Genomic DNA, 14395 nt, shown 5'->3' on the forward strand with positions numbered 1-14395 from the left:
CGTGATGCCGGGATATCCTTGCACACCAGCATGCCAGAATATTCTTGCAGACACAAGTGCCGCAATATTCCGGCGTTAGGGACGCTCGTCGCCCGACGCAGCAGCAATGTCCTCGGCCGACACGATCTGCAGTTCCGTCGTAGCAAGACTGACGGCAGCGGATGTCGTACCCGGCGAAGCAAAATCGATGACGTTGCGAGAGTGGCGGCCTGCCAACTCGCGGGCGGCAGGGGAAAGCAGTCCCGAGAGTACGGTGAGCACGACAATCACGAGCAGTGCGTTCAGCACACCAACCTGGTCGCTGAGTAGGCCAATCATGGGCGGACCAATCAGGGTTGCGCCGTAGGCAATGGTGGCGACGACGGTCACTCGCGCGGTGGCACGTTTGGGATCGTCGGCGGCGGCCGAGATTCCGACCGGGAAGCCGAGTGCCGCACCAACACCCCAGAATGCGGTGCCGACAATGGCGAGGGGAACGGTGGGCGAGAAGATCACCAGCAGCAGACCGACCGCGGCGAATCCGGCGGAAGAGCGCAACACGGGAACTCGCCCGAAGTGGTCAAGGGCGCGCACTCCGAGGAAGCGAGTCGCGGTCATTGCGGTGACGAATACGCCGAACACGAGGGTGCCGATAGCGTTGTCGAGTTCGTAGCCATCGACCATGGCGAGCGCGAGCCAGTCGACTGCGGTTCCCTCGGCGAAGGCCATGCCGAGCACGATAATTCCCACGATCAGGGTGCGCGATTCGAGCCACGCGCTGCGGCGCTTGGGGGCCGCCAGCTCACCCGAGGCGATCTTGATCTCCTGGGTGTTGGGTGGGGCATCCGCGAGTGTTTCGGGAAGAACCCAGCGAAGCACGATCGCGCCGCTTGCGAGAGCGATAACTGCAACGACAGTCAGGTGGAACTGCAGCGGAACGTGAAGCGCTTCGGCGATAACCCCGAGCCCGGCACCTGCCATCGTGCCAAGACTGTAGAAGCCGTGCAGGGTCGGCATTGTTGCCCGACCGAGTAGACGTTCATTGGCGGCACCCGAGAGGTTGATCGCGACGTCGTAGGCGCTGTAGGCGAGTCCAAGAACGACGAGCGAAGCGAGCGCACCAACAAAGCTGCCAGCGACGCCGATGAACAGCGCGATGGCGGCGAGAGACGTCGTGAACAGCGTGATGCACGCAAGAATGACCGGGCGGGCGCCGAATCGCTCAACAAGGCGCCCGGAGAACAACAGACCAAAGATTGAGCCGAATGCGAGCCCAAAAAGCAGAACGCCAATTTCTGAATGGCTCGCATCAAAGACATCCCGCACCGTGGGGATGCGGCCAACCCAACTCGCGAACGAGAGACCAGCAAGAGCGAAGAGGGTGGCAATCGCATTGCGCCACGACAGCACTTGGCGGTGGGTGAGGCCGTGCGGGTAATGCGGGGCCGTCGCAGCCGAGTCAGAGGCGGTCATTGCTTAATAGTAGGGCTCTCCACTGGTCTCACATTCGCAGCAAACGCTTGAGGAGAAGGCTCTAGGCTGTGTGCATGAGTGCCGAATCGTCATTACCTTCAGGAATTGCTGTCCACGATCTCGATCCGAAGGTTCGCCCTCAAGACGATCTCTTTCGCCATGTGAATGGCGCGTGGATTGATCGCACCGAGATCCCCTCAGACAAGGCGCGGTACGGCTCGTTCATGGTGCTGGCCGAAGAAGCTGAGGCAGCTGTTCGCGACATCATCATCGAGTCGCAGTCGGCAGAGCCCGGCACCGAAGCGCGCAAGGTCGGCGACCTCTACGCCAGCTTCCTCGACGAGGCGCGTGCCGATGAGCTGGGTGCAACGCCTATTGCCCCGCAGCTTGCCGAAGCAGCAGCCGTCGATTCCATCCCGACTCTGCTCAGTACCCTCGGGCGTCTCGAACGCGGCGGCACGAGCGGCTTCTTCCAGCTTTTCGTCGACAACGATCCTGGCAACCCCGAGCGCTACCTCGTCTTCATCGAACAGGGCGGCCTCGGCCTCCCTGATGAGTCGTACTACCGCGAAGAGAAATTCGCCGACGTGCTCACCAAGTACGGCACCTTCATTGAGCGGATGCTCACCCTCGCCGGCTTCGACGCTCCCGCAGAACGTGCCGCCCGCATTGTCGCCCTCGAAGTTCAGATCGCGTCAAAGCACTGGGATAACGTCGCCAACCGCGACAGCGAAAAGACGTACAACCCGATGGCCTGGCAGTCAGCCAACGACCTCACGGGTGCGATCGACCTCACCGTGTGGCTCGACGCCATCGATGTTCCTGACCACGCCCTCGACGAGGTTGTCGTGCGCCAGCCCAGTTTCGTTGAAGGGCTCGAGTCGATATTGAGTGACGACAACCTGCAGTCCTGGAGCGACTGGCTGGCTTGGCAGGTCATCCGCACCAACGCCGCCTACCTTTCGGGCGATTTCGTCGAAGCCAACTTCGACTTCTACGGCCGCACCCTCTCGGGTACTCCCGAAATTCGCGCCCGCTGGAAGCGTGGCGTATCGCTGGTTGAAGGCGTACTGGGTGAAGCCGTCGGCAAGATTTACGTCGACCGTCACTTCCCGCCGACCGCAAAGTCGGCAATGGATGTGCTCGTAGCCAACCTCGTAAAGGCCTACCGCCAGTCGATCACCCACCTCGAATGGATGAGCGCCGCCACCCGCGAGCGTGCCCTCAGCAAGCTCGACAAGTTCACCCCCAAGATCGGGTTCCCCGAGAAATGGCGCGACTACTCCACCCTCGAGATCAGTGTGGACGATCTGGCCGGCAACATGAGGGCAGCCAACGAGTTCGAGTTCCAGCGTGAACTCGGCAAGATCGGCAAGCCGCTCGACCGCGACGAATGGTTCATGACCCCGCAAACCATCAACGCCTACTACAACCCCGGTTTCAACGAGATCGTGTTCCCCGCCGCCATCCTGCAGTACCCCTTCTTTGACGAGGGTCGGGATGACGCAGCCAACTATGCGGCGATCGGTGCGGTAATTGGCCACGAGATCGGTCACGGCTTCGACGACCAAGGCGCCAAGTATGACGGCGACGGTCGTCTTATCGACTGGTGGACCCCCGAAGACAAGGCCGCATTTGAAGAGCGCACCACGTCGCTCATCGACCAGTACAACGCCCTCGCCCCCGCTCAGGTTCCCGAGCACCACGTCAACGGATCACTCACTATTGGCGAGAACATCGGAGACCTCGGCGGACTCGCAATCGCGTGGAAGGCGTACATGATTTCCCTCGGTGGCGCCGAACCACAGGTCATTGATGGCCTCACTGGAGCACAGCGATTCTTCATGTCATGGGCTCAAGCGTGGCAGCAAAAGGGTCGCGACGAAGAGGTGATTCGCTTGCTCGCAATCGACCCCCACTCGCCAAACGAGTTCCGGTGCAACCAAATTGTTCGCAATATCGACGCCTTCTATGAGACATTTGGTGTTACTGAATCCGATTCGTTGTGGCTATCCCCGAAAGATCGGGTCACTATTTGGTAGAGATTGAGCAGACTCGAGAACGCCGAAATCGCATTCGCGCACCTCGTGTAGCGAAGCATGCCGGGACTGGCGAAGCACCTAACTTCACCAGCACCTTTGCAGCGCTCGGAAAACTCAAACTCGGCAACGCCGGAGTGAAGGTATCGGCCAGTGCTGTCGACATAAACACTGGCAAAACCGTGCTCAGCATCGATGACCGAGTGGCACTTCCCACTGCGAGCATCGGCAAAATTCTGCTGCTCATCGAAGTCGCGGCACGCTTCGACCAACGCGAATTCGCACCCTACGGCATCCTCGATAAAGCGCCAGGAGCATCCGTCGGTGCTGCCGGGCTCTGGCAGCACCTCCAGGCACCCTCGTTACCCGTCGTCGACCTTGCAGCGCTCGTCGGAGCCACTAGCGACAATCTCGCCACCAACATCCTTCTGCGACTCATTGGGTTGGATGCCGTGCGAGCCCGCACCGAATCGCTTGGCCTCACTAGGACCGCACTCCTCGACCTCTCGCGTGACACCCGCGGCCCTGACGACGCACCCCAACTCTCGGTGGGTTCCGCGATCGAGCTCAGCTGGCTCTTCGGCGCGCTCGCCCGCGGCGAAATCGTCAACTCAATCGCCAGCCAACGAGTGCTTGGCTGGCTCTCCCTTAACACCGACCTGTCACTCGTGGCGAGTGCCTTCGGGCTCGACCCCCTCGCTCATCGGGGAGCCGACCACAACACCCTGCTGGTGAACATGACCGGCATCGATCGAGGCGTGCGGGCAGAAGCCGGCGCGCTCAGAGGCAGTAAGCGTGCGGTTGCCTATGCGGCATCCATCCAATTTGATGACACCAGTCTTCACGCACGCCTGCGGGCCATCGAAGCGATGCGCGTCTTCGGTTATGACCTGCTGGAGTACGTGCACTAACTGCGGAGCACGAGGCACTCAGTGTTGATCGGGGTACTGAACTCGAACGCTTTCATGGCGAACCTCGACGTTGATCGGTGAAGCTACGCGGTATGTGGCCGCGCGGTGTCGGTTGCTTCCGTCGGTCGCTCGACGGGGATGCTGTAAAGCGCAGCAAGTGCGGCATCGAACTCGGCGACCCGACCGTCAGCCGCAAACTCGCGGGCACGAACAGATGGGCCATGCAGCAGTACGCCGCCGAGGTGACGTAGGGCCGAAATAGTTTCCTCGCCGGCTCCACGTGCAGTGGCGCGAGCGATCTCGGCCTCCAGTAGGGCGAAGTGGTGCTTGCGCAGGGCCACAATCGCGGGCTCTGCCTGGCTTTCGGCAGCGAATTCGTGGGCGGCCGTGCGAACCAAGTCGCGGGCATCCGCGTGTGCGTTCAGCTCTTCGAGCGGTGCGTGCAGGCCGATCGTTTCGAGGTCGAGCAGATCAACACCATCGAGTTGGCTAACGGCGGGGTCAACGTTGCGGGGGAGCCCCAGGTCGAGCACGAGGCACTTGCTGGTGGCTGAGAAGCGCTCGGTGCCGAGCACGGCACTCACGGTACAGGTGACGATCACGTCAACGTCGAAGTCTTCACTTTGGGCGAGGCTGTGCTTGAGCGCGAACGCGGCATCGCGGCCCGAGGGGGAGAAAACGCGCAGGTCGAGGGCGCCCTTATCGCGCAGGGCGTTCACGGTAGTGACCGCGTAGCGACCGGTTCCGACCACGAGCACGCGTGTGGTCGACCAGTCGGCGATGCGGCTCGACGCGAGTTCGAGAGCGAGGCGCACGAGCGACTTGCCCGAACCACCAATGGCGGTGCTGTTCTTGATGCCGCGGCTGGTGTGGGTCGCGCGCTGGAAGAGGCGCTCAAGGTCGCGAGTGGTGGTGCCGTCCGCACGAGCCTGATCGAGAGCCCGGCTAACCTGCCCCGAGATTTCGGCTTCACCGATCACCACGGATTCAAGACCCGAGGTCACCGCAAAGAGGTGAGCTGCGGCATCCGCACCCTCATGCACGGCAATGGATGCTCGCAGAGTGTCGATGCTCACGCCGCTTCGCTCGCTCAGCGATTCGAGAAGCGAGCACACCGTGACGGCGGATGCTGCGGTGAGCGGTTCTTCAACATCGAGGTACGCCTCAAAGCGGTTGCAGGTGGCAACAACAACGGCTCCAGCAACGAAATCGTTGGTCGAAACGAGGTCGGTGGTGGCCGCCGGGGCGACCTCAGACAGACTTTCGAGTACGTCTAAGCTCGCGTTGCGGTGATTTGAGCTAAGACACAGGAGCACAACCTAATGTTAACCCCGTGACCCTGAATTCTGACCACCCACTTCTCGACGGCCGCACAGCTAACTCGCCTATCATCCGGGCCTACCGGGGTGACCGCCCCGAAACGACCCCCGTCTGGTTCATGCGTCAGGCCGGCCGTTCACTGCCGGAGTACCGCAAACTGCGCGAAGGCAACGAAATGCTTGAGGCATGCCTTACGCCCGACCTTGCCAGCGAAATCACCATGCAGCCGGTACGTCGCCACAAGGTTGATGCCGCAATCTTCTTCAGCGACATTGTTATTCCGGCGAAACTTGCCGGTGTTGAGGTCGAGATTGTTCCCGGCCGTGGCCCCGTTTTCGCCAACCCGATTCGCACGGCGGAGGATGTCGCGAAGCTGCGACCCATCGATCCGGCTGCGTTTGCTCCCATTCGCGAAGCAGTCGCCCAAACCGTTGCTCAGTTGGGCACGACTCCGCTCATTGGTTTCGCTGGAGCCCCATTCACTCTCGCGTCGTACCTCGTTGAGGGTGGCCCGAGCAAAGACCAGCAGCGTGCCCGCACGCTCATGTATTCCGACCCACAGACGTGGGCGACCCTGCTCAACTGGTGTGCTGACATCGCTGGCGAGTTCTTGATCGCGCAGGTTGAGGCGGGTGCTTCGGCCGTTCAGCTCTTCGACTCCTGGGTCGGTTCACTCTCGGAGCAGCAGTACGTGCGCCGGGTTGCGCCCCACTCAAAGCGCGCCTTCTCTCATCTGCGCGGCTATGAGGTTCCGAAGGTTCATTTCGGTGTCGGCAGCGGTGAAGTGCTGCAGGCCATGCACTCCATTGGTGCCGACGTTATGGGTGTCGACTGGCGCATCCCGCTCGATGAGGCTGACCGTCGCCTCGGTGGCGGAATCCCGCTGCAGGGCAACATCGACCCCGCACTGCTCGGTGCGCCGTGGCATGTGCTTGAAGCGCACGTGCGCGACGTCATGAACCGAGGTCGCGTTGCCCCCGCCCACGTCGTGAACCTTGGCCACGGCGTCGGCCCAGAAACCGACCCCGACGTGCTCACCAAAATCGTGGAGCTCGTTCACCAGGAAGGCTAGTGCCGTGAGCACCACAGAATTCACCGTCGTTGGCGGCGGAATCGCCGGGCTTGTGACCGCCCGCAAACTTGCGATGGCGGGGCGAACAGTGCGCCTCATTGAGGCAAGCGATCATCTTGGCGGAACCGTGGCATCCCACCGCGTCGGCGGTATCAACTTGGATGCTGGAGCCGAGAGCTTCGCCACCCGCGGCAATACTGTTGCTGATCTCGCTCGCGAACTCGGGCTTGGCGACGACATCATGTCACCCGGCGACGAGGGAGCATGGCTGCAGCCCGTGGATGGCGCGGCCCTGCCCCTGCCCAGCACCGGCATCTTGGGGATCCCCGCGACCCCGCTCGATGCGCAGACGATTGCAGTATTGGGGCTGACTGGCGCGCTGAGGGCACAGCTGGATTCGCTGATTCCGTGGTTTGGGCGCCGCGCCGACATCTCGCTTGGTGCTCTCGTGCGTCGGCGCATGGGCAAGGCCGTAGTAGAAAAGCTCGTCGCGCCGGTCGTGCACGGCGTGTACTCCCTGCACCCTGACGACCTTCCGCTCGAGCGGGTCGCGACTCTCACGGAGCGCCTCGCCCTGCATGGTTCGCTGGCGGCAGCGGTGCGATCGATGCGTGAGGCGATGCCAGCCGGAACAGCGGTTCAGGGCATCCGCGGCGGAATCAACCGACTCGTGACCGAACTTGCAGCCGACCTCACGACCTATGGCGTGATCGTCGAATTCGAGCGCCGCATCGAGAGCGTTGAGGCACTCGCCGAACTTGACGGCACCGTGATTGTTGCCGCCCCCGGCATCCTCGCTCCCATGCGGGGACGCACCGTGACGCTCGCCACTCTCGTGCTCGATGCGCCAGAGTTGGATGCCGAACCCCGCGGATCTGGAGTGCTGGTTGCGCCAGGCTGCACGGCGGTTTCCGCTCGCGCGCTCACGCATGCGACAGCGAAATGGCAGTGGCTGAAGGAGTATGCGGAGGGCCGCCATGTCGTGCGCCTCTCGTACAATACCGAACCCGAGAACCTGGCCGAGGTTGCCCGTCACGATGCCGAGATTCTGCTCGGGGTGTCACTCCCGCCCGAATCGGTTCTCGACTTTGCTCGCCAACACTGGATTCGCCCCGCAGCGCTCGCGGCATCAGAGCGAACGGATGGCGTGGTTGTTGTCGGTGAAACTGTTGGCGGAACCGGGTTAGCCGGCATCATCACGCACGCCAACGCCACGGTCGACCGACTGTTGGCGCCCACCGACGACGACGCAGAGCCTGAAGAAGAGGAAGCGCTAAGCTAGTTAGGTTCGCCTAATACCAAGGTATTTTCCCAGTTTGCCTAGAAGGCGCGGGAGAGAATGGAAGAAATGACTGACGGAGACAAGGCCACCGAAGTTTTGGGTTACACACTGTGGGCGGTGTTCCGTCGCGACCCGCACCGCCCGGCTCCTGCCGGAAACCTTGCGTCAGCGGTTGCCGCAGTCGAAGCACGCGGTGTCACCATTCGCGGTTTCTATGATGTCTCAGCAATGCGCGCCGATGCTGATCTCATGATTTGGCTGCACGGTGACAACCCCGAAAACATCCAGTGGGCACTGCGCGAACTGCGTCGCAGCGAGCAGCTCTCCACACTACTTCCCACGTGGAATGCGATGGGCGTGCACCGCGATGCTGAATTCAGCAAGAGCCACATGCCCGCGTTCATGCGCGGCAAGGAGCCCGAGGCGTGGGTCACCGTTTACCCCTTCGTGCGCAGCTATGACTGGTACCTGCTGCCCGATGCCGAGCGAAGCAAAATGTTGCGCGATCACGGCATGAAGGGCTCTGAGATGCCCCAGGTGCTCGCCAACACTGTTGCGAGCTTCGCCCTCGGCGACTACGAGTGGATGCTCGCGCTCGAAGCCCCCGAACTCGTCGACCTTGTCGACCTCATGCGTCACTTGCGCCAGACCGAAGCCCGCCGTCATGTGCGCGAAGAGATCCCCTTCTATACGGGGCGTCGGATCTCGCTTGAGGAGATCGCTGAGGTGTTGGCGTGACCCGCATTCTTGCAGCAACGGATGCCGCAGCATCCGGTCCAGAACATGTCGAGGAGGCCGTGGCCTACGACGCCATTCTGCTCGCCAGTTTTGGTGGGCCTGAGGGTCAAGACGATGTCATCCCGTTCCTGCGTAATGTCACACGTGGACGAGGCATCCCCGAGGAACGCCTCGAAGAGGTCGCTCACCACTACCGCGCGTTTGGCGGAGTGAGCCCGATCAACGACCAGAACCGCGAGCTGAAGGCCGCCCTCGAAGCTGAGCTCGCTCGCCGCGGAATCGACCTGCCCGTTGTGTGGGGAAACCGCAACTGGAACCCCTACCTGAGCGACGCCCTCACCGAGGCGAACGAGCGTGGCTACAAGAAGCTCATCGCCGTCGGCACGAGCGCCTACAGCTCGTACTCGAGCTGCCGCCAGTACCGCGAAGACTACGCAATCGCGCTCGAAGAAACCGGCCTGCTCGGCACGATCCAAATCGACAAGGTTCGTCAGTTTTTCGACCACCCCGGTTTCGTGCAGCCCTTCATCGACGGTGTGCGCGACGGGCTCGCCGAGGTTGCCGCCACGGGGGTCTCGCCCGAGAAGACGCACGTGCTGTTCACGACGCACTCGATTCCGTCGATGGATGCCGCCAAGAGCGGCCCAGAGTCTCGGGGTTTCGGAGCGGGTGGCGCCTACGCAGCGCAACATCTCGTCGTGGCAGAAGTAGTGATGGCGGCTCAAGACAGCGCGCCCGCGCACAGCCTTGTGTATCAGTCGCGCAGTGGCCCGCCCTCGATGCCGTGGCTCGAGCCAGACATCAACGATGCGATTGATGAGCTCGCCGCTGACGGCATCGAAGCGGTCGTCATTGTGCCGGTCGGATTCATTTCCGACCACATGGAAGTGAAGTGGGATCTCGACACCGAGGCGCTCGAAACTGCGGAAGGCCACAACATGGTTGCCGTTCGCGTTCCGACACCTGGCGTGCATCCGGCGTTCGTCACAGGTCTTGTCGACCTCGTGTTGGAACGTCGCGACGGAGTGCCGGTGGCAGACCGCCCCGCACTGACAAACATTGGGCCCTGGTACGACGTGTGTCGTCCGGGGTGTTGTGAGAATGTGCGGCTCGGCTTCAAACCGGCAGCCGCGGGGGTAGCACCGTGACCGTAATTCGTATTGGCACGCGGGGGAGCACCCTCGCGATGGCGCAGACCACCACGGTGGCTCGCGCACTCGAAAACAAGACTGGCGTCGAGACGGAAATCATCCCGATCTCCACGCAGGGTGACCGCTCAACAGAGTCACTCTCGCTGATCGGTGGCCAGGGCGTGTTTGCGAACGCGCTTCGTGACGCGCTGCTCGCAGGCGAGTGCGATGTTGTTGTGCACTCGTTGAAAGATCTGCCAACGGCCGACATCCCTGGCCTCACGATTGCTGCCGTGCCCAAGCGCGCCGACGAGCGCGACGTTGTGTGTGCCCGCGACGAGCTGACGCTCGAGACCCTTCCCGCTGGCGCCCGTGTTGGCACCGGCTCGCCGCGTCGCCAAGCACAGCTGCGTTCGCTCTACCCCGAGCTTGAGGTCGTTGATCTGCGCGGCAACATCGACTCACGCCTCAACAAAGTCACCGACGGACACTTGGATGCCGTGATCCTGGCAGCGGCAGGCCTCGCCCGTGCCAGTCGCTCGGCCGCAGTCACCGAACACCTCGGCATCGATGGCTGGCCCACTGCACCCGGCCAGGGCGCCCTCGCGATTGAAGTGCGCACCGGCGAAGAGAAACTTGCCTCAGTGCTCGACCACCGCCCCAGCCGCACCAAGACAGACGCCGAACGCTACGTTCTCGCCTTCCTTGACGCCGGATGTTCGGCTCCCCTCGGAGCGCACGCCGTCATTGATGACGGTCTCTTGTTCTTGGATGCGCGCGTCTACGCCCTCGATGGCTCCCGCTACCTCACCAGCTCTCACGCGCTCTACGTCAACGATGTCGAGGATCCGGCGCGCGAGGCAGCACAGCGGGTCGCCGACGAACTGCTGGCACAGGGCGCAGGGGACTTGACTGGGGCTCGGGCGTGATCATCCGCCCCCGCCGTTTGCGGTCGACCCCGGCGATGCGTCGCCTCGTCGCCGAAAACCGCACACACCCCAGCCAGCTGATCTTGCCGATGTTTGTGCGCGAGGGGTTGAGCGAACCGGTTCCGATTAGCTCGATGCCGGGCGTGCAGCAGCATTCGCTCGACTCGATGCGTCGCACAATTACTCAGGCCGCAGAGTTAGGCATTGGTGGTGTGATGCTGTTCGGCGTTCCCGAGCACAAGGATGCAGAGGGTTCCGGCGCGATCGACCCCAATGGAATCCTGAACGTTGCCACGCGCGCTGCTGTTGCCGAAGCCGGTGACGCCCTCGTGGTGCAGACCGATCTCTGCCTCGACGAGTTCACCGATCACGGTCACTGCGGGGTTCTGCGCGAGCGCACCCACCCCGTGACGGGCGCGGCCGAGCTGATCGTCGACAACGATGCATCTCTTGAGCGCTACCAAGAAATGGGCGTTGCTCAGGCCGAAGCTGGCTCGCAACTGCTCGGTCTCAGCGGAATGATGGATGGGCAGGTCGCCGCAGTGCGCGATGCTCTCGACGCTGCAGGCCACAGCGACACCCCCATACTCGGTTACGCCGCGAAGTACGCCTCCGCGTTCTACGGCCCCTTCCGTGAAGCCGTGCAGTCGTCGCTTGAGGGCGACCGCCGCGCCTACCAACAGAACCCGGCCAACCGTCGCGAAGGCATCCGCGAAGTCGAACTCGACATCGATGAGGGTGCCGACATCGTGATGGTCAAGCCCGCCATGAGCTTCCTCGACGTGCTCGCCGATGCTGCCGCAGTGAGCAGCGTTCCGGTGTGGGCGTACCAAGTCTCGGGCGAATACGCGATGATCGAGGCCGCCGCAGCGCACGGTTGGATCGACCGTCGCCGCGCCATCGAAGAATCGGTGCTCAGCATCCAGAGGGCCGGTGCCGAAGCGGTGCTCACCTACTACGCAACAGAACTCGCAGAATGGCTACGCCGATGAGCAAAACCACCCCAAGCACGACCCCCGCAGGCAATACGCCCGCAGCAGCCAGCGCCACCAACCAGCAGTCGTTTGACCGCGCCCGCGGCGTCTTGCCCGGTGGCGTCAACTCTCCCGTGCGCGCCTTCGGCTCGGTCGGCGGAACGCCCCGCTTTTACGTAGAGGCTTCTGGCGCGTATGTCACGGATGTCGAGGGCCGCTCCTACATCGACCTCGTCAACTCCTGGGGCCCAGCGATCCTGGGCCACGCTCATCCCGAGGTCATCGATGCTGTTCAGCAGGCGGCGTCGCGCGGCCTCGGCTTTGGAGCATCCACTCCCGCTGAGACCGAGCTCGCCGAACTCGTGCGTGCCCGCATCAGCGTCGGCGGCGTAAGCCCGATCGAACGCCTGCGTCTCGTCTCAACCGGCACCGAAGCGACCATGACGGCCATCCGTTTGGCCCGTGGTGCTACCGGTCGCCGACTGCTCGTGAAGTTCGCCGGTCATTACCACGGCCACTCTGACGGACTGCTGGCTGAAGCCGGTTCAGGACTGGCAACGCTCTCGATGCCCGGCTCGGCCGGCGTTACTGCAGAGACCGCAGCCCAGACTCTGGTAATTGAATACAACAACGTTGCTGCTCTCGAGCAGGTCTTCGCCGAGCACGGTCACGACATCGCCGGCATCATCTTTGAGGCTGCCGCCGCCAACATGGGCGTCCTGGCACCGCAGCCCGGCTTCAACGAGATGATCGTGCGCATCGCTCATGAGCACGGCGCCCTCGCCATCAGCGACGAAGTTCTCACCGGCTTCCGGGTCGACCCCGCTGGCTACTGGGGCTTGGATGCTCGCGCGAGCACGAATGCCAGTGCGAACGCCAACGCGGGCAGCGCACGCTGGGTTCCCGACCTCTTCACCTTCGGCAAAGTCATCGGTGGTGGGATGCCGTTGGCCGCGTTGGGCGGTTCGGCTCGCATCATGGAGTTGTTGGCTCCCCTCGGTCCCGTCTACCAAGCTGGCACCCTCAGCGGAAACCCCGTCGCCGTTGCAGCGGGCCTCGCTACGCTGCGGCTCGCCGACGACGCCGTGTATTCCCGCCTCAACGAGGTTGCCGAAACCCTCTCCCGAGAAACGTCTGCCGCGCTCTCCGCCGAAGGCGTTGAGCATGTTGTGCAACACGCGGGCAACCTGTTCTCCTTTGTGTTCAGCCCGACCGAGCCGCTGAACTTCGCTGATGTGAAAGCGCAGCAGGGTTACCGTTACGCACCGTTCTTCCACTCGATGCTGGAGTCGGGGGTGTCTCTGCCTCCGAGTGTGTTTGAGGCGTGGTTCGTTTCGGCAGCCCACGACGACGGCGTGGTTTCGAAGATCGTGGAGGCACTACCCGCCGCCGCGAAGGCTGCTGCTGCGGCATCCGCCCCTCAGTAGCAGAAAATCCTGACCACGGTCTGCAGCTATCGCGAGTATGTTGGAAGAACCATCCGGCAAAAAGAAAACGGAGTTCACCATGAAGGGCAAGATCCTCCTAGTAGTAGGACTCGGCATCGGCTACGTGCTGGGAACCCGCGCAGGTCGCGAGAAGTACGAAAAGATCAAGACCACGGCGGCCAAGCTGTGGAACGATCCCCGCATCGCGGAACAGCGCCACAACGCTGAAGACTTTGTGAAAGATAAAGCCCCGGACGTCGCGGAGTTTCTCACCGACGGCGCCAAGAAGGTCGTAAAGCAGGTCTCGAGCAGCAGCAGCAAGAGCAACAGCAAGAGCTCGCCGGCCAAGTCGACAACGACAAGCAGCGCTGCCAAGAAGCCTGCCGCCAAGAAGTCTTCGTCAACGGCATCCTCGACGAAGTCAACAAACTCAAAGTAGGGCTGCCATGTACGGTGAATCGCCGAAAACAGACCCACAGCGCGAACCCAAGCGGTCGTTAGCCGCACTCATCGTTGACGTGCCCCGCCTTCTCGGCGAGCTCGTGCGCGGCGAAATTGAGTCCCTCAAGCAGGAGATGGCTTCCAAGGTCAAGAATGCGGGAATCGGTATCGGCCTGTTCGCGGGTGCCGCATTCTTTGCGCTATTTGCACTGATGGTACTGATCGCTGCAGCCGTTCTCGGCTTTGCCGAGGTGGTCCCTGCGTGGGCGGCCGCGCTGATCGTTGCGGGCATCCTGCTGGTCATCACCGCGATCCTGGTGTTGATCGGAGTCAGCTTGGTCAAAAAGGGAACGCCGCCAGCACCCACCGAAACGATCGAAAGTATTAAAAGCGACGTTCGTGCCATCAAGGGCACACGCAAGCGGAGGTCATGATGTCTGAAAAAGTAAGCGACAACATTGAGCAGGCACGCGCCGAACTCGAACGAACACTTGACGCAATTGAAGATAAGTTCAATGTCGGCAAGCGTGTCGACGAGGTTGCTACCCGCGTACGAAGCTCCTATGAGAGCAATCCACTGCCCTGGATTATCGGTGCAGCGGCCGCAGCAGTCTCGGTTGTTGCCGTGGTTGCATGGGCAATTTTGAGCGACGACGACTAGTTCGATTAGCGTCTGACTC

The 14395-nt window shown here is 62.5% G+C and carries 14 protein-coding genes; 12 read left to right on the plus strand and 2 right to left on the minus strand.

Features of this window, described 5'->3' with window-relative positions; all coding sequences use genetic code 11:
- Positions 1-75: 75 nt before the first annotated feature.
- Positions 76-1452: an MFS transporter gene (locus tag ACTJJW_RS12675; RefSeq protein ID WP_462645191.1), complete on the minus strand. Its 1377-nt coding sequence runs from the start codon at positions 1450-1452 to the stop codon at positions 76-78.
- Between the two features lie 74 nt (positions 1453-1526).
- On the opposite strand from ACTJJW_RS12675, the gene ACTJJW_RS12680 reads away from it, so the two are divergent.
- Entirely contained in the window at positions 1527-3494 is a 1968-nt protein-coding gene (locus ACTJJW_RS12680; RefSeq protein WP_462645193.1) for a M13 family metallopeptidase, read from the plus strand.
- Positions 3488-4402 (plus strand): serine hydrolase, encoded by a 915-nt coding sequence (locus ACTJJW_RS12685; protein ID WP_462645195.1) that lies wholly within the window; start codon positions 3488-3490, stop codon positions 4400-4402. Before ACTJJW_RS12680 ends, ACTJJW_RS12685 begins: the two co-directional genes overlap by 7 nt.
- Before the next feature lie 83 nt (positions 4403-4485).
- Here the strand turns inward: ACTJJW_RS12685 and ACTJJW_RS12690 are convergent, their stop codons facing one another.
- A complete protein-coding gene (locus ACTJJW_RS12690; RefSeq protein WP_462645197.1) occupies positions 4486-5718 on the minus strand; it encodes a glutamyl-tRNA reductase in 1233 nt (410 codons plus the stop codon).
- 17 nt (positions 5719-5735) lie between these two features.
- Here ACTJJW_RS12690 and hemE point away from each other — a divergent pair, with 17 nt between their 5' ends.
- From hemE to ACTJJW_RS12740, 10 genes are all read left to right on the plus strand, one after another.
- The gene (gene hemE / locus ACTJJW_RS12695) at positions 5736-6794 is read left to right on the plus strand and encodes a uroporphyrinogen decarboxylase (RefSeq protein ID WP_462645199.1); all 1059 of its coding nucleotides are present in this window, start codon (positions 5736-5738) and stop codon (positions 6792-6794) included.
- A gap of 4 nt (positions 6795-6798) precedes the next feature.
- Entirely contained in the window at positions 6799-8076 is a 1278-nt protein-coding gene (locus ACTJJW_RS12700) for a protoporphyrinogen/coproporphyrinogen oxidase (protein WP_462645201.1), read from the plus strand.
- A gap of 57 nt (positions 8077-8133) precedes the next feature.
- Positions 8134-8814, plus strand: coding sequence for a hydrogen peroxide-dependent heme synthase (hemQ, locus tag ACTJJW_RS12705; RefSeq protein WP_462645203.1), 681 nt, complete (start codon positions 8134-8136; stop codon positions 8812-8814).
- Positions 8811-9962: a ferrochelatase gene (locus ACTJJW_RS12710; RefSeq protein WP_462645205.1), complete on the plus strand. Its 1152-nt coding sequence runs from the start codon at positions 8811-8813 to the stop codon at positions 9960-9962. Before hemQ ends, ACTJJW_RS12710 begins: the two co-directional genes overlap by 4 nt.
- Positions 9959-10873: a hydroxymethylbilane synthase gene (gene hemC / locus ACTJJW_RS12715; protein WP_462645207.1), complete on the plus strand. Its 915-nt coding sequence runs from the start codon at positions 9959-9961 to the stop codon at positions 10871-10873. The genes ACTJJW_RS12710 and hemC overlap by 4 nt, the downstream gene beginning before the upstream one ends.
- On the plus strand, positions 10870-11865 hold the full coding sequence (hemB, locus tag ACTJJW_RS12720) for a porphobilinogen synthase (RefSeq protein ID WP_462645209.1): 996 nt from the start codon (positions 10870-10872) through the stop codon (positions 11863-11865). The genes hemC and hemB overlap by 4 nt, the downstream gene beginning before the upstream one ends.
- Positions 11862-13274, plus strand: coding sequence for a glutamate-1-semialdehyde 2,1-aminomutase (gene hemL / locus ACTJJW_RS12725; protein ID WP_462645211.1), 1413 nt, complete (start codon positions 11862-11864; stop codon positions 13272-13274). Before hemB ends, hemL begins: the two co-directional genes overlap by 4 nt.
- A 79-nt stretch (positions 13275-13353) precedes the next feature.
- Positions 13354-13713, plus strand: a complete 360-nt coding sequence (locus ACTJJW_RS12730) for a YtxH domain-containing protein (protein WP_462645213.1) — start codon at positions 13354-13356, stop codon at positions 13711-13713.
- A gap of 7 nt (positions 13714-13720) precedes the next feature.
- On the plus strand, positions 13721-14149 hold the full coding sequence (locus tag ACTJJW_RS12735; RefSeq protein ID WP_462645215.1) for a phage holin family protein: 429 nt from the start codon (positions 13721-13723) through the stop codon (positions 14147-14149).
- On the plus strand, positions 14149-14376 hold the full coding sequence (locus ACTJJW_RS12740; protein ID WP_462645217.1) for a DUF3618 domain-containing protein: 228 nt from the start codon (positions 14149-14151) through the stop codon (positions 14374-14376). Before ACTJJW_RS12735 ends, ACTJJW_RS12740 begins: the two co-directional genes overlap by 1 nt.
- Positions 14377-14395: the final 19 nt, after the last annotated feature.

It is taken from the genome of Rhodoglobus galactosidasius, from assembly GCF_054957775.1.